This is a genomic window from Streptomyces sp. SM11 (assembly GCF_002910905.1).
Classification (GTDB): Bacteria; Actinomycetota; Actinomycetes; order Streptomycetales; family Streptomycetaceae; genus Streptomyces.
In genome coordinates, this window is the sequence record NZ_NEUE01000194.1 from 1 (window position 1) to 16,011 (window position 16,011).

The following is a 16,011-nucleotide window of genomic DNA, read 5'->3' on the forward strand; positions in this document are numbered from 1 at the left end:
CGGTCGCCCGGTGGTCGGCGATCGGCCCGTACCGCCTGCTGACCGCCCTCCCGGGCACCGGCGACGACCCCGGGGACCCGGCGGTCGCCTCGCTGCTGACCCCACTGCACCGGGAGCTGGCGCACACCGCCGAGGTGTTCCTGGACTGCGCGGGCCAGGCGAGCCGGACGGCCGCCGCCCTGGGCATCCACCGCCAGACGCTGTACTACCGGCTCTCCCGCATCCAGCAGATCACCGGCCTGGACCTGAACGACGGCGAGGACCGGCTGCTGCTGCACATGGCGGTGAAGCGGGCCCGGTTGTAGGGGCGCTCCGCGGGCCCGTCACTTGCCGAAGCGGCGTTCCCGGTTCGCGTACGAGCGCAGCGCGCGCAGGAAGTCCACGTGCCGGAAGGCCGGCCAGTAGCAGTCCACCCAGTGCATCTCGGCGTACGCGGACTGCCAGAGCAGAAAGCCGGACAGCCGCTGCTCCCCGGAGGTGCGGATGATGAAGTCGGTGTGGTCGGCCACGGGTGAGTAGAGGTGCCGGGAGATGTCGTCGATCCCGAACCGGGCGACCAGTTCGGCCGGATCACCGCCGGCCGCGATGTGCTCCTCGAAGGCGCTCTTCACGGCGTCGACGATCTCGCGCCGGCCGCCGTAGCCGACCGCCACGTCCACCTTGAGGCCGCCGCGCCCGGTCGTGGCGGCGGTGGCCTCCTTGAACACCCGGGCGCTGGCGCCGGGCAGCATGTCGAGCGAGCCGATCGCCCGGACCTCCCAGTCCCGGCCCTCGGCGGTGATGTCCCGGACGGTCTCCTCGATGACCTCGATCAGCGGGCCGAGCTCCTCGGCGGGGCGGCCCAGGTTGTCGTCGGAGAGCATGAAGAGGGTCACGTGCTCGATCCCGGCGGCCGTGCACCAGCCCAGGAACGTGGTCACCTTGGCGCCGCCCGCCCGGTAGCCCTCCCGGACGTCCGCGTGCCCGGCCTGCCGGGCCCAGCGCCGGTTGCCGTCGACCATGATCCCGACGTGCTGGGGGCGCGGCAGGCCCACCAGGGTGGCGGCGAGCCGACGCTCGTACACCGCTTCGATCGGCCGCCGGAGGAACAGGGGGAGCAGCTTCATGAACCCTCTCCATCACGGGACGGCTGATGTCGAAGGACCTTATCAGCGGCTCCGGCCACCTCGGACCGGGTCCGAGCGGGCCTCACAACGGCCCGTCCCCGTCCTCCGGTTCGGTGACCGGACCGTCACCGACCAGGGCGGCCGGCACCAGCGGCGCGTCCCGTCGCTGTGCCCCACGGCCAGGGCGATCCACCGGCCACCGGGGACGACCGGGTCCCAGACCACCAGGTCTCCGTACAGATCCGCGGCGAACAGCGCCTCGAACAGCGGCTCCACGGGCGCCCCGGCCTCCCACCGCAGCGGCGCCACGTGCAGCCGCACCGGCCGGTGCGGGCCCCAGCCGGCCGTCCAACACTCCTGCCAGCACCGCCAGATGGCCCTCGGCGGCCTCCACGGCGTCGTTCCACTCGGGGGCGTACACCCCGGTGAGGGAGTGGCCCTCCCGGAGCGGCACGATCCGGAAGCCCGCCCCGACGGTGGCCGTCCACTCGCCGGTGTCCGGGTCGCCGCCGGCGGCGGTGGGGCCCACGGCCGGTACGGGAGCGGTGAGGAGCCCGGTCACCTCGGCCGCCGTGCGCTCCGCGTCGAAGGTCTCGCCCGCCCGGCAGGTCACAGGACCGCCCGGTCCATCGGACGGGGCAGCGGGGCCAGCGCCCCTGCCTCGCGCAGCCGCCCGTACACCCGGACCACCGTCGCACTGTCGCCCGGAGCCGCGATGCTCAGCAACTCCCCGCCGCCGGGATGGGGTTCACGGACCGCCCCCAGGTCGTCGGGGACGAGGGCGGCGCGGGCCGGGGAGAGGTAGCCGGTCCGGCCGACCACCGGGTCACCGACGGCGTACCCGGCGTCGTCCTCCAGCGCGTCCAGCACGTCGTCGTCGCTCACATCGCCGAAGTCCGGTTCCCACACCCGGGCGACGAGGGACAGGAGCGCCTCCTCGGGGACCACGGCCCCGTCCGGAGCGTGCAGGACGATCGCGAGCGACTGGAGCAGGAACTCCGGTGCTCCCTCGGCCAGTCCGCTGACCTCCGCCTCCCAGCCGCGCGCCCCGGTGCCGACGAGCCGCAACCCCGTGCCGGTGAGGTCCGACCAGTCGGCCGCGCTCCGGGCGGTGCGGACCACACCGAGCAGGGTGTTCCTGTCGGCGGTGAAGGCGGTGGCGGGGCCGTTGCCGTGGACCTGGCTCCAGACGTCGGCCGCCTGCGGGACCAGCTCGGCGAGCCCGTCGAGGGTCCGCCGCCACCGGTCGGCCAGCGCCTCGGCCGACTCCGTCCGGGGGCCCCAGAAACCCCGCACCACACGTCGCATGCCCGTCTCTCCTCCGTCGGCCGGCCCGCTGCACGCGGCTCTCCCGGCCGGGCGGCGGCCGGGATCACCACGCGGCCGACGGACGCCTTGCCCCAGTCCCGGATCGCGTCCGGGAAGTCGGCGTCCGCCCACATGTCGCCCACGCCCGAGGAGTCCCTCATCCACTGGTCGCCGAGCTGCTTGCCGTAGTCGGCGAGGCCCGACCAGGTCTCCGGCTTGAACAGGTCGATGATCCCGGTGATGTCGCCCCGGATCCCGTCGACCACGAGGCCCTTGGCAACCTGCGTCGTACGGTCCCAGACGCAGCCGAAGAAGCCCCAGCCGCCGCAGTCCTCCCGCTCCTCGGCCTGCTCGCCGCCTCCCTCGCCCTCACCGTCGTCGGACGCCTGTACGTCGTAGGCGGCCTCGGGCTCCTCGTTGTCCTCGGGGAAGGTGTCCTCACCGGTGCCGGGGCGGCCGATGTCGTCGGGGTCTTCCGTGCCGCTGCCGGTCGTGGTCGAGCCATCGGTGCTTCCCGAGCCCTCGGTACCTCCGGTGCCGCCCGGGTCTCCGGTGGAGCCTGTACCTCCCGTACCGCCGGTGGCGTCACCGCCGGCGGCCCCGTCCGTAGACCCTCCGGTGACGCCGCCCGTGGTCGTCGAACGGCCGTAGGCGCCCCCGACGCCCATGAGTGACATGACAACCGGTCACCCCAGGGTCGGGGACCCGCTCGCTTCGTGGGCCCCAGGACCCGACCCCGGGCCCACCTGGGCGGGTTGCCCGGGACGCGGAAAAGCAACGTACCCGGCGGCGGGGCCGCTCGTACGGAACGAGCGGGCCTGCTACCGGGTACGGAGCGGGGGCGTGCGGCTGTGCGTGAGCGTCAGTCGGCGAGCTTCACCAACGTGCCGGCATCAGTCGGCGAGGTTCACCGAGCGGGCCGAGGACGCGCCGATCTCCTCGGCGATCTCGGTCAGCACCGACTGCGGGACGGTGTCGTCGACGGTGAGGACGACGAGCGCCTCGCCGCCCACGGCGGCCCGGGACACCTGCATGCCCGCGATGTTCAGCCCGCCCTCGCCGAGGATCTTGCCGACCGCGCCGACCACACCGGGACGGTCCTGGTAGCGCAGGACGACCATGTGGTCGGCGAGCGCCAGATCGACGTCGTGCTCGCCGATGGCGACGATCTTCTGGAGGTTCTTCGGACCCGCCAGCGTGCCGGAGACCGCGACCTCCTGGCCGTCGGAGAGCGTGCCGCGCACGGTGACCACGTTGCGGTGGTCGGGCGACTCGGAGCTCGTGGTGAGGCGGACCTCGACACCGCGCTCCTGCGCGAACAGCGGGGCGTTGACGTAGCTGACGGTCTCGTCGACGACATCCTCGAAGACGCCCTTGAGCGCGGAGAGCTCCAGCACCTTGACGTCGTGCTGGGTGATCTCGCCGTACACCTCGACGTCGAGCCGGGCCGCGACCTCGCCCGCGAGCGCGGTGAAGATCCGGCCGAGCTTCTCCGCGAGCGGCAGACCGGGGCGCACGTCCTCGGCGATGACGCCGCCCTGGACGTTGACCGCGTCCGGGACCAGCTCGCCGGCGAGCGCGAGGCGGACGGACTTGGCGACCGCGATGCCCGCCTTCTCCTGCGCCTCGTCGGTGGAGGCGCCGAGGTGCGGGGTGCAGACGACCTGGTCGAACTGGAACAGCGGGGAGTCCGTGCAGGGCTCCTTCGCGTACACATCGAGGCCGGCGCCCGCGACGCGGCCCTCCTTGAGCGCGGAGTACAGCGCCTCCTCGTCGACGATCCCGCCGCGCGCGGCGTTGACGATGCGCACCGAGGGCTTCACCTTGTGCAGCGCCTCGTCACCGATCAGACCGAGGGTCTCGGGGGTCTTGGGCAGGTGCACCGTGATGAAGTCGGCGACCTCCAGCAGCTCGTCCAGGCTGAGGAGTTTGACGCCCATCTGCGCGGCGCGGGCCGGCTGGACGTAGGGGTCGTAGGCGACGATCTTCATGCCGAAGGCCGACATGCGCTGGGCGACCAGGACGCCGATGCGGCCGAGACCGACGACGCCGAGGACCTTCTCGCTGAGCTCGACCCCGGTGTACTTGGAGCGCTTCCACTCGCCGTTCTTGAGCGCGGTGTTGGCCTGCGGGATGTTGCGCGCGGTGGCCACCAGCAGGCCGCAGGCCAGCTCGGCGGCGGTGACGATGTTCGAGGTCGGGGCGTTGACGACCATCACGCCGGCCTTGGTGGCGGAGGAGACGTCGACGTTGTCCAGACCGACGCCCGCGCGGGCCACGACCCGGAGCTTCTTGGCGGCGGCGACGGCCTCTGCGTCGACCTTGGTGGCGGAGCGCACCAGGATGGCGTCGACGTCGGCGATCGCGGGGAGCAGCTCGGCGCGGTCCGCGCCGTTGCAGTGCCGGATCTCGAAATCCGGACCCAGAGCGTCGACCGTTGCGGGCGACAGCTCTTCAGCGATGAGTACGACAGGTTTCGAGCTCACGTGAGTCCTCACAAGTCCAGTGCGGACGGCCGTCCCGACGGCCGCAGGCGGTGGAGGGGCTAGCCGCGTGGTAGACGCACGACACTGTGGGCCCTGACGCGTGTATGTGTTGAGAAGTGTAGTCCTGCGACGGGCCACTTACTGCGCCCCGGTGGAAGGATCACCCGCACGAGGGTGGACGTCGTGCACACCCGTACGGAACGGCCCCTCCGGTACGCCCGTACGGAGCGGCTTTCGACAGGTACTGCGGAGCGGGGCGGGGCCGTCGAGGCCCCGTCCCGCTCCCCCGAGGCCTAGGCCTCTTCGTCGTTCACCCAGCTCATGAGCTTGCGCAGCTCACGGCCCGTGGTCTCCAGCAGGTGGTCGCTGTCGGCCTTCTTGTACTCGTTGTACTTGGGCAGACCGTTGTGGTACTCCGCCATCCAGGCCTTGGCGAAGGTGCCGTCCTGGATCTCGGTGAGAACCTTCTTCATCTCGGCCTTGGTGTCGGCCGTGATGATGCGGGGGCCGGTGACGTAGTCGCCCCACTCGGCGGTCTCCGAGATGGACCAGCGCATCTTCTCCAGGCCGCCCTCGTACATGAGGTCGACGATGAGCTTCAGCTCGTGCAGGCACTCGAAGTACGCGATCTCGGGCTGGTAGCCGGCCTCGGTCAGCGTCTCGAAACCGGCCTTGACCAGGGCGGCGGTGCCACCGCAGAGGACGGCCTGCTCACCGAACAGGTCGGTCTCGGTCTCCTCGGTGAAGGTCGTCTTGATGACGCCGGCGCGGGTGCCGCCGATGCCCTTGGCGTACGACAGAGCGAGCGCCAGGCCCTTGCCCGAGGCGTCCTGCTCGACGGCCACGATGCAGGGAACGCCGCGGCCCTCCTCGTACTGGCGGCGGACCAGGTGGCCGGGGCCCTTGGGGGCGACCATGCAGACGTCGACACCGGCCGGCGGCTTGATGAAGCCGAAGCGGACGTTCAGACCGTGGCCGAAGAACAGCGCGTCGCCGTCCTTGAGGTTGTCCTTGACGGACTCCTCGTAGACCTGGGCCTGGATCGGGTCCGGGACGAGGATCATGATGACGTCGGCCTCGGCGGCGGCCTCGGCCGGGGTCACCACGCGCAGGCCCTGCTCCTCGGCCTTGGCCTTGGACTTCGAGCCCTCGTGCAGACCCACGCGGACGTCGACGCCGGAGTCACGGAGCGACAGCGCGTGGGCGTGGCCCTGGCTGCCGTAACCGAGAACCGCGACCTTGCGGCCCTGGATGATGGACAGGTCGGCATCGTCGTCGTAGAACAGCTCGGCCACTGGGTCTTCTCCTTGGTGTGCAGGTGTTGCGTCCCACCGTACGGCGGGGTGCGTCGTTGCGTTGTCGGGTCTCGCCATGCGAGCGGCGCAGGCGCCGCTCGCATACCGGCTAGGCGGAACGGTCGAGGGCGCGCAGGGACCGGTCGGTGATCGAGCGCGCGCCGCGCCCTATGGCGATGGTGCCGGACTGGACGAGCTCCTTGATGCCGTACTGCTCCAGCATCTTGAGCATCGCCTCCAGCTTGTCGGCCCCTCCGGTGGCCTCGATCGTGACGGCCTCCGGGGAGACGTCGACGGTCTTGGCGCGGAACAGCTGGACGATCTCGACGATCTGGGAGCGGGTCTCGCTGTCGGCGCGGACCTTCACCAGGACGAGCTCCCGCTGGATCGCAGCGGCGGACTCGAGTTCGACGATCTTCAGGACGTTGACCAGCTTGTTGAGCTGCTTGGTCACCTGCTCCAGGGGCAGACCCTCGACATTCACGACGATGGTGATGCGGGAGATGTCGGGGTGCTCGGTGGTACCGACCGCGAGCGAGTCGATGTTGAAGCCGCGTCGGGAGAACAGGGCGGTGATCCGGGCGAGGACACCGGGCTTGTTCTCGACCAGGACGGAGAGCGTGTGCTTTTCGGACATGGAGTCGTTCTCTCTCTGTCTCTCAGTCGTCTTCGTTGTCGCCGAAGTCGGGACGGACGCCGCGGGCGGCCTGGACCTCGTCGTTGGAGGTGCCGGCGGCGACCATCGGCCAGACCATGGCGTCCTCGTGGACGATGAAGTCGACCACGACGGGGCGGTCGTTGATGGAGTTGGCCTCTTCGATGACCTTGTCCAGGTCGGCCGGGTCCTCGCAGCGGATGGCGTAGCAGCCCATGGCCTCGGACAGCTTGACGAAGTCCGGGACGCGGGTGCCCTTGGCCGGGACGCCGTCCGTGTCCGCGCCGGAGTGCAGCACGGTGTTGGAGTAGCGCTGGTTGTAGAAGAGGGTCTGCCACTGGCGGACCATCCCGAGGGCGCCGTTGTTGATGACGGCGACCTTGATCGGGATGTTGTTGAGCGCACAGGTGGTCAGTTCCTGGTTGGTCATCTGGAAGCAGCCGTCGCCGTCGATCGCCCAGACCGTGCGGTCGGGCATGCCGGCCTTGGCGCCCATCGCGGCCGGGACCGCGTAGCCCATCGTCCCGGCGCCGCCGCTGTTGAGCCAGGTGGCGGGCTGCTCGTAGTCGATGAAGTGGGAGGCCCACATCTGGTGCTGGCCGACGCCCGCCGCGAAGATCGTGCCCTCGGGGGCGAGCTTGCCGATGCGCTGGATGACCTGCTGCGGGGAGAGGCTGCCGTCCTCGGGCAGGTCGTAGCCGAGCGGGTAGGTGTCGCGCCAGCGGTTGAGGTCCTTCCACCACGCGGTGTAGTCGCCCGTGCGGCCGTCGGTGTGCTCGGCCTGGACGGCCTGGACCAGGTCGGCCAGGACCTCGCGGGCATCGCCGACGATCGGGACGTCCGCGATGCGGTTCTTGCCGATCTCGGCCGGGTCGATGTCGGCGTGGACGATCTTGGCGTACGGGGCGAAGCTGTCCAGCTTGCCGGTGACGCGGTCGTCGAAGCGGGCTCCGAGGGCGACGATCAGGTCGGCCTTCTGCAGCGCGGTGACGGCGGTGACCGCACCGTGCATGCCCGGCATTCCCACGTGCAGCGGGTGGCTGTCGGGGAAGGCGCCGAGCGCCATCAGGGTGGTGGTGACGGGCGCTCCGGTCAGCTCCGCGAGGACTTTCAGCTCGGCGGTGGCGCCGGCCTTCAGGACGCCGCCGCCGACGTACAGCACGGGGCGCCTGGCCTGGGTGATCAGCTTCGCGGCCTCGCGGATCTGCTTGGCGTGCGGCTTGGTCACAGGGCGGTAGCCGGGCAGGTCCTGGGTGGGCGGCCAGCTGAAGGTGGTCCGGGCCTGGAGGGCGTCCTTGGCGATGTCGACGAGGACCGGTCCGGGGCGGCCGGTGGAGGCGATGTGGAAGGCCTCGGCGATGGTGTGCGGGATGTCCTCGGCCTTGGTGACCAGGAAGTTGTGCTTGGTGATCGGCATCGTGATGCCGCAGATGTCGGCTTCCTGGAAGGCGTCGGTGCCGATCGCCTTGGAGGCGACCTGGCCGGTGATCGCGACGAGCGGCACGGAGTCCATGTGCGCGTCGGCGATCGGGGTGACCAGGTTGGTGGCGCCGGGGCCGGAGGTGGCCATGCAGACGCCGACCCTGCCGGTGGCCTGCGCGTACCCGGTGGCGGCGTGGCCGGCGCCCTGCTCGTGGCGGACCAGGACGTGGCGGACCCGGGTGGAGTCCATCATCGGGTCGTAGGCGGGGAGGATCGCGCCGCCGGGAATGCCGAATACCGTGTCGGCGCCGACTTCCTCGAGAGAACGGATGAGGGACTGCGCGCCCGTGACGTGCTCAACGGCGACGGACGGCTGTCCGCCGTTACGGGCGCGCGGCTGCGGGTGGTGGGCCCCGGTGGCCTGCTCGGTCATCGGCATTCTCTTCTCGAAGCTGAGGGTTTTCGCGGGTGTTTTACAGCGTTTTGAGAGGTGTTGGTGCAACAAAAAACCCCTCGTGCCGTGAGGCAAGCGAGGGGAGCGCGTCGGGTGCGGTCAGCAGAGTGTCGTGGAGTGACTCTGCTTCAGCCGACGCGCTTTCCAAGTACGAGAATTCGGGTGCGCATGGCATTGACCCTCTCTCCGGCACGCATGACGTGTCAAGTAGGTGGGACGGGCGTCTCAGCATGTGATCCGGTGAGCAGCGGGATCGAGCCGCCCGCCATCGCCGGCCGGGGACTCGGAATGCCCGGTACGGGGAACTCTCCGCGGACCAGGGCGCGGCGCAGCCGGTACTCGTCGAGCGGGCCGGAGAAGGCCATCCCCTGGCCGTGGGTGCACCCCATGGCGCGCAGCGCGAGGACCTGCTCGGGGACGTCGACGCCGTCGGCGACGGACTGGAGGCCGAGGTCGCAGGCGATCCGCAGGAGACCACTGGTGATCTTGTGCAGCCTGGCCGATTCGACCACGCCCTCGACCAGATTCCGGTCGAGCTTCAGTACGTCGATGGGGAGCCGGCGCAGCGCGTTGATCGCCGCGAAGCCGCTGCCGAAGCCGTCGAGCGCGATCCGTACGCCGAGCCGGCGCAGGGCCACGAGGCGCTGCTCCAGGGCGTCGAAGGAGACCCTCGGGTCGCTGTCGGCGACCTCGATCATCAGGGCGCCCGAGGGCAGGCCGTGGCGGGTCAGCAGCGCCTCGACGGAGCCGGGGGGCGGGCCCGCGTCCAGCAGCCGGGCGGCGGAGAGCCGGACGGAGACGGAGACGGGATGCCCGGCCCTGGCCCGGTCGGCGGCCTGGGCCACCGCCTCCTCCAGGAGCCAGCGGCCGAGCTCGGCGGTGCGGTCGTCGTCGCCCGCGACCCGGAGGAACTCGGCGGGAGTGAACAGGATGCCCTGGGCGGAGCGCCAGCGGGCCTGGGCGGCGACGGCGGCGACGGAGCCGCTGGCGAGGTGGACGACGGGCTGGTGGAGCAGGGCGAACTCGCCGTCGCGCAGGGCGGTGCGCAGCCGGGTGGCCAGTTCGGAGCGGCGTACGACGTCGGCCTGCATCTGCGGGGCGTACAGCTCGACCCGGTCCTTGCCGCCGGCCTTGGCGCGGTACATCGCGAGGTCCGCGTTGCGCATGAGGTCGGTGGGGGTGATGGCGGGCTCGGCGAAGGCCACGCCGATGGAGGCGGCCACCCTGACCTCGCTGGGGCCGATCCGGTAGGGCTGGGAGAGGGTGAGGCGCAGCCGGTCGGCGATCTCGTGGACCTGGTACTCCCGGGCGCCCTGGTCGCGGGTGCCGTCGCCCATGATGAGCGCGGCGAACTCGTCGCCGCCGAGCCGGGCGGCGGTGTCGCCGGCCCGGACGGAGTCCTGGAGGCGGCGGCCGGCCTGGACGAGCAGTTCGTCGCCCGCCTGATGGCCGATGGTGTCGTTGACGGCCTTGAAGCCGTCGAGGTCGATGAAGAGGACGGCGGTGCCGGGGTCGCCCGAGCGGCGGCCGCCGAGCGCCTGGCGGACCCGGGCGGTGAACAGGGCCCGGTTGGGCAGGTCGGTGAGCGGGTCGTGCTCGGCGTTGTGCTGCAACTGGGCCTGGAGCCTGACCCGTTCGGTGACGTCCCGGCTGTTGAGGAGGAGGCCGCCCTGGTGGCGGTTGACAGTGGACTCGACGTTGAGCCAGTCGCCCGCGCCCGAGCGGAAGCGGCACTCGATGCGGGTGGTGGGCTCCTCGTGCGGCGGGGCGGCGAGGAAGCGCCGCAGCTCGTGGACGACCCGTCCGAGGTCGTCGGGGTGGATGATCGAGGACAGCTCGGAACCGACGAGGTCCTCCGCCTCGCGCCCGTAGACCCCGGCGGCGGCGGGGCTGACGTAGCGCAGGGTGCCGTTGGGCGCGGCGATCATGATGACGTCGCTGGATCCCTGCACCAGGGAGCGGAAGTGGTTCTCCTTCTGGGCCAGCTCCTGGGTGAGGGAGATGTTGTCGAGGAGCATGATGCCCTGCCGGACGACCAGCGCGAGGACGACGGTGCAGCCGGTGAAGATGACGACCCGGTCCACCCGGCGGCCGTCGACCACGTTGTACAGGATGCCCAGGGTGCAGACGGCGGCGGCGAGGTACGGGGTCAGGGCGGCCAGGGAGCCGGCGATCGGGCGGCTGGCGATGGCCCTCGGGGGCCCGGGCCGGCCGGTCGGCCGGGCCGCGCGCCGGGCGCCCCAGGGGGCGTAGGCGAGGAGCAGCGACCCGGCGAACCAGCCGGCGTCCAGGAGTTGGCCCGAGTGGTAGGTGGAGCGCAGCAGCGGCGAGGTGAACACCGCGTCGCTCAGCACGGTGAGCGCCAGGGCCGCGATGGCGGTGTTGACCGCGGAGCGGTTCACTCCGGCCCGGCGGAAGTGCAGGGCGAGCACCATCGAGACGAGCACGATGTCGAGCAGCGGGTAGGCCAGCGAGAGGGCCGCGGGCGCGACGCTGGCGTCCTGGAAGCCCGCCAGCCGTGCGGTGTGCGCGAGGGCGAGGCTCCAGGCCAGCGTCAACAGGGAACCGCCGATCAGCCAGGCGTCCAGGGCCAGGCACACCCAGCCGGCGCGGGTGACGGGGCGTTTGGCGAGCACGAGCAGCCCCACGATGGCGGGCGGCGCGAAGCAGAGGAAGAAGACGTCGGCGAGGGAGGGGGTGGGCACGGGGACGCCGAGGATCACCTCGTACCAGCCCCAGACGGCGTTTCCGCAGGCCGCCATGGCGGAGGAGAGCGAGAACAGCAGCCATGCGGGCCGCAGCCGGCCCGCGCCCGCCCGCGCGTAGAGGAAACAGGAGACCGCGGCGATCAGCGCCGCTGCGGCGAGGCCGAAGTCCCCCATGAAGACGGCGACCTGTGGCGAACCCCAGCCGACGGCGGCACCCACCGAATACCCCGCGCAGACGAAGCCGAGCAGGATCCGGGACCGCATCCCGGTGGAACCGGAGGAGGACCGCGGGGCGAGCAGGGCTCCCAGCGCGCTCACCGGAGGGCCCCCCGCCCCGGATCCCCCGGGCACATGCTCCCGGGCGCCCGGCACCCCGCGGGGTCCGTCCGGCACCGCTCGCTCCGGCCCGGCCGCGACCGCTCCGGCGATGCCGGTTCGGGGCAGGGATCCGGCCATCCGCGGGCACTGTGGTCCATCGGCGCGGGCGGCCGCAACCGTCCGCTCGTCCGCGTCGGATCGTCTCTCCACGGCCAGCACATCGCCCGTCGCCCCCTCGCGTTCCGATGCTCCCCCCGCGCCACCCCTTCCACGGCGCAGCCCCCGGATCGGACGATACACCAGATCCGTCACTCAGGGCCATAGATTCTCTACGCTCCGTGACGAAAGGCGAGGTGGGCGGCACTGCGTGCATCCGGACCGCCCCGTAGCGTGGCCGCCGCGACGGGTCAGCCGGTGGTGGCCACGACGTTGCGCACCGGCTCTCCGGCGGCGAACCGGGTGAGCTGTGCGGCCAGCAGCCGCTTGGCGCGCGGTTCGAACGCCGAGGCGCTGCCGCCCACATGAGGCGTGATCAAGACATTCGGAGCATGCCAGAGAGGATGGCCCGCGGGCAGGGGTTCCGGGTCGGTCACATCGAGCGCGGCCCGCAACCGTCCGGACTCGAGTTCGGACAACAGGGCCTTGGTGTCGACGACTCCGCCGCGGGCGACGTTGACGAGGAGGGCGCCGTCGGGCATCGCGGCGAGGAAGTCGGCGTCCACCAGCCCCTGCGTGGACGGGTTCAGCGGGGTGGAGAGGATCACGACGTCGGCCTCGGGCAGCAGGGCGGGCAGATCGTCGAGCGTCTGTACGGGACCGCGTGCGGTGGTCCGTGCGGAGCGCGCGACGCGCGCCACCCGCGCGCACTCGAACGGGACGAGCCGGTCCTCGATGGCCGAGCCGATGGAGCCGTACCCCACGATGAGGACGGACTTGTCGGCGAGCGCGGGGTAGAAGCCGGACCGCCACTCCCCCTTGTCCTGGCCGTGGACGAACCCGGGGACACCGCGCAGGGAGGCGAGGATCAGGGTGAGCGTCAGCTCGGCGGTGGACGCCTCGTGCACGCCCTTGGCGTTGCAGAGCCGCACCCCCGCGGGCAGCAGGCCGAGGCCCGGCTCCACGTGGTCGATGCCGGCGGAGAGCGTCTGCACCACCTGGACGGCCCCCATCGCTGCGAGCGGGCGCACCGCGACCTCGGGGCCCTTCATGTAGGGCACGACGTAGTAGGCGCAGTCGGCCGGATCTCCGGGATAGTCCGGTTCGCCTTCCCAGAAGAGGTAGTTGAAGCTCTCGGGGAGTCCGTCGATCTCCTCGGCCGGGAAGGGCAGCCACACGTCGGCAGTCGTCGCAGTCATGGTCAGGAGGCTATGCGACGGGTGTGCGAGCGCTCCAGGACGGCTGCGCGGGGGCCTGGAGAAGCCAGAGGTTACTTTTGGGTGCGGTGCGGCCCCGTGACCGCGCAAACGGAAGGTCCTGAGAGGGGTTCGGGGAGTTGGAGTGCAGGACTATCGGGGCGGCGGGGCTTGCCGTGGGTGCGGTCGGGCTGGGCTGCATGCCGATGAGCTGGGGGTACAGCGCGTCGCAGCGGCTCGGTGACCGTTCGGTGCGGACGGTGCACGCGGCGCTGGACGCGGGAGTCCGGCTGCTCGACACCGCGGACATGTACGGGCCGTTCACCAACGAGCTGCTGGTGGGGCGGGCGTTGAAGGGCCGCCGGCAGGAGGCGTTCGTCTCCACGAAGGGCGGTCTGCTGGTGGGCGATCAGCACATCGTCGCCAACGGCCGGCCCGGGTACGTCCGGCGGGCCTGCGACGCTTCGCTGCGACGGCTCCAGACCGATGTGATCGACCTGTACCAACTGCACCGGGCCGACCCGGAGGTGCCGGTGGAGGAGACCTGGGGTGCGATGGCGGAGCTGGTCACCGCGGGCAAGGTGCGTTCGCTCGGGCTGTGCGCGGTGGGGGCGCGGGCGCCACGGCGGTCGGGTGCGGGGCCGCATGAGGGAACGATCCGGCAACTGGAGCGGATCCAGCAGGTCTTCCCGGTCAGCGCCGTCGAGGCGGAGCTGTCGGTGTGGTCGCGCGAGGCGCTGACGGAGCTGCTGCCGTGGTGCGTGGCGCGCGGGGTCGGGCTGCTGGCCGCGATGCCGCTGGGCAGCGGCTATCTGACCGGGACACTGAAGCCGGGCCAGGGCTTCGAGCCGGAGGATCTGCGGGCCAGGCATCCGCGGTTCACGGCGGAGGTGATGGCTGCGAACCAGCCGGTGGTGGCCGGTCTGCGGCGGGTCGCGGAGCGCCGCGGGGCGACCGTGGCCCAGGTGGCGCTGGCGTGGGTGCTGCGTCAGGGTCCGCATGTGGTGCCGGTGCCGGGGGCGAAGCGGGAGCGGTGGGCGGTGGAGAACGCCGGGGCCGCGCGGGTGGTCCTGGACGACCGGGACCTGGCGGAGATCGACGGGCTGCCCGCCGCCCGCGAGTCGTGGGACTGACGGGGGTGGGTCCGGCCGGGCGTGTCCGGCGGACCGGGCGTCTCGGGCCGTGTGGCGGGAGAATGGGCGGATCGGGAACTCCTGGACCGGCCGAGGTGTAGGAACAGGGTGCGGGAGCAGGTAGTCGGGCAAGCGTCGAAAGGATCGGTTCCGTGCGTGGTGCTCTGTTCGGACCTGTGCAGTCCCCGGCGATGCGCAGGGGGGTGGTGGCGGCGCTGGCGTCGGCCGCCCTGCTGCTGTCGGCCGCGTGTTCCGCCGACGGGGACGACGGTCCGTCCGGGCGGCCCTCCGGTTCCCCGACCGTTTCGGGGGACTCCGCTCCCCCGGACTCGCCGAGCCGGGCGGCAGGCCTGCCGCCCGCGAAGGGGTCGGCGAAGGTGGTCTCGACACTGACCGAGGGCCTGAAGTCGCCCTGGGGTCTCGCCGCGCTGCCGGGCGGCGATCTGCTGGTCGCCTCGCGCGACGAGGGCACGGTCCACCGGATCGACGGCGAGAACGGGAAGCAGACGCTGCTGGGCTCGGTGCCCGGAGTATCCCCGGCCGGCGAGGGCGGGCTGCTCGGGCTCGCCGTCTCCTCCACGTTCGGCGCGGACCAACTGGTGTACGCCTACTTCACCACCACGTCCGACAACCGGATCGTCCGCATGAGTTACGACGAGAAGCGCCCGGCGGGACGGCAGCTGGGGGCTCCGGACACCGTCCTGCGCGGTATCCCCAAGGGCAGCATCCACAACGGCGGCCGGATCGCGTTCGGCCCGGACAGGATGCTGTACGCGGGCACGGGCGAGACCGGGGACACCGGGCTGGCCCAGGACAAGGAGTCGCTGGCGGGCAAGATCCTGCGGATGACCCCCGACGGCGAGCCGGTGCACGGCAATCCGGAGGCGGACTCGGTGGTGTATTCGTACGGGCACCGCAATGTGCAGGGCCTCGCCTGGGACGCCCGGAAGCGGCTGTGGGCCGCCGAGTTCGGCCAGAACACCTGGGACGAGCTGAATCTGATCGAACCCGGCGGCAACTACGGCTGGCCCGAGGCCGAGGGCCGGGAGGGCGAGGCCGGGTTCATCGCCCCGGTGGCGCAGTGGAAGACCTCCGAGGCCTCCCCCAGCGGGATCGCGTACGCGGAGGGCTCGATCTGGATGGCCGGGCTGCGCGGCGAGCGGCTGTGGCGGATTCCGCTGTCCGGCGAGAAGGCGGAGGAACCTTTGGCGGACCCCCAGTCGTTCCTGGATGAGAAGCACGGCCGCCTGCGCACTGTGGTGAGTGCGGGGAGCGACCGCCTGTGGCTGGTCACCAGCAACACGGACGGACGGGGCACGCAGAAGCCCGGGGACGACAGGATCCTCCAGGTGGAAGTGCGGTAGCCGGTCCGCCCGCGCGGCATGTCGGAGGGAGCACGGCCGGTGTTCAACTTCTTCGAGGAGCTCTTCGCCCCGGGACGCAGACACGCCACCGACGAGCAGAGGCGGCTGGAGCTGAGCCGGGTGGATCTCGGCATCGGCGATCCGGACCGGGGGCCGGTAGATCTGACCTCCGGAAAGGTGACTGTCCGCGCCCCGGCCACGGACGGTGATCCGGCCCCGAACAGTGCTCCGATACCGGCGGGTGCGCCGGTGTCGGACGGTGATCCGACCCCTCGGAACGGGCGCATGCGGCCGGTCGCGCCCGAGCAGGACGCCGTGCTCGACCGGCCCCGGCCCGGGAAGCCGGTGCGCGGGCCGGTGCGCCGCACGGACGAGGAGCACGAGGTGTAGGGCCCGATGCCCGGTCGCCC

12 protein-coding genes and 2 pseudogenes are annotated in these 16,011 nt (G+C 71.8%); 4 read left to right on the forward strand and 10 right to left on the reverse strand.

Annotated features, from left to right (window positions below):
- The coding region (locus B9S58_RS18155) for a CdaR family transcriptional regulator (protein WP_146063527.1) at positions 1–305 on the forward strand (305 nt) is incomplete at its 5' end.
- A gap of 18 nt (positions 306–323) precedes the next feature.
- On the opposite strand, the gene B9S58_RS18160 is transcribed toward B9S58_RS18155, so the two are convergent.
- From B9S58_RS18160 to B9S58_RS18205, 10 genes and pseudogenes are all read right to left on the reverse strand, one after another.
- Entirely contained in the window at positions 324–1,106 is a 783-nt protein-coding gene (locus B9S58_RS18160; protein WP_103533183.1) for an isoprenyl transferase, read from the reverse strand.
- Positions 1,107–1,188: 82 nt separating this feature from the next.
- Positions 1,189–1,719 (reverse strand): annotated as a pseudogene (locus B9S58_RS18165) (hypothetical protein).
- Complete coding sequence (locus tag B9S58_RS18170) at positions 1,716–2,414, reverse strand: hypothetical protein (RefSeq protein ID WP_103533184.1); 699 nt, start codon at positions 2,412–2,414, stop codon at positions 1,716–1,718. Before B9S58_RS18170 ends, B9S58_RS18165 begins: the two are co-directional and overlap by 4 nt.
- 65 nt (positions 2,415–2,479) lie before the next feature.
- Positions 2,480–3,073 (reverse strand): annotated as a pseudogene (locus B9S58_RS39180) (hypothetical protein); the annotation flags it as partial.
- 234 nt (positions 3,074–3,307) lie between these two features.
- On the reverse strand, positions 3,308–4,900 hold the full coding sequence (gene serA / locus B9S58_RS18180) for a phosphoglycerate dehydrogenase (RefSeq protein ID WP_103533185.1): 1,593 nt from the start codon (positions 4,898–4,900) through the stop codon (positions 3,308–3,310).
- 293 nt (positions 4,901–5,193) lie between these two features.
- Positions 5,194–6,195 carry a ketol-acid reductoisomerase gene (gene ilvC / locus B9S58_RS18185; protein WP_103533186.1) on the reverse strand — a complete coding sequence of 334 codons (1,002 nt, stop codon included), beginning with the start codon at positions 6,193–6,195 and terminating at the stop codon, positions 5,194–5,196.
- A gap of 109 nt (positions 6,196–6,304) precedes the next feature.
- Positions 6,305–6,832, reverse strand: coding sequence for an acetolactate synthase small subunit (gene ilvN, locus B9S58_RS18190; RefSeq protein ID WP_103533187.1), 528 nt, complete (start codon positions 6,830–6,832; stop codon positions 6,305–6,307).
- A 22-nt stretch (positions 6,833–6,854) separates the two neighbouring features.
- Entirely contained in the window at positions 6,855–8,711 is a 1,857-nt protein-coding gene (locus B9S58_RS18195) for an acetolactate synthase large subunit (protein WP_103533188.1), read from the reverse strand.
- A gap of 218 nt (positions 8,712–8,929) precedes the next feature.
- Positions 8,930–11,752, reverse strand: a complete 2,823-nt coding sequence (locus B9S58_RS18200; protein WP_103533230.1) for a bifunctional diguanylate cyclase/phosphodiesterase — start codon at positions 11,750–11,752, stop codon at positions 8,930–8,932.
- 407 nt (positions 11,753–12,159) lie between these two features.
- The gene (locus tag B9S58_RS18205; protein ID WP_103533189.1) at positions 12,160–13,107 is read right to left on the reverse strand and encodes a 2-hydroxyacid dehydrogenase; all 948 of its coding nucleotides are present in this window, start codon (positions 13,105–13,107) and stop codon (positions 12,160–12,162) included.
- 173 nt (positions 13,108–13,280) lie between these two features.
- On the opposite strand from B9S58_RS18205, the gene B9S58_RS18210 reads away from it, so the two are divergent.
- The 3 genes from B9S58_RS18210 (at position 13,281) to B9S58_RS18220 (ending at position 15,991) form a co-directional block, all read left to right on the forward strand.
- Positions 13,281–14,237 (forward strand): aldo/keto reductase, encoded by a 957-nt coding sequence (locus tag B9S58_RS18210; RefSeq protein WP_181009360.1) that lies wholly within the window; start codon positions 13,281–13,283, stop codon positions 14,235–14,237.
- A gap of 152 nt (positions 14,238–14,389) precedes the next feature.
- Positions 14,390–15,601 carry a sorbosone dehydrogenase family protein gene (locus B9S58_RS18215; RefSeq protein WP_103533191.1) on the forward strand — a complete coding sequence of 404 codons (1,212 nt, stop codon included), beginning with the start codon at positions 14,390–14,392 and terminating at the stop codon, positions 15,599–15,601.
- Positions 15,602–15,640: 39 nt separating this feature from the next.
- Positions 15,641–15,991, forward strand: coding sequence for a DUF6191 domain-containing protein (locus B9S58_RS18220; RefSeq protein ID WP_103533231.1), 351 nt, complete (start codon positions 15,641–15,643; stop codon positions 15,989–15,991).
- The last annotated feature ends 20 nt before the right edge of the window (positions 15,992–16,011 follow it).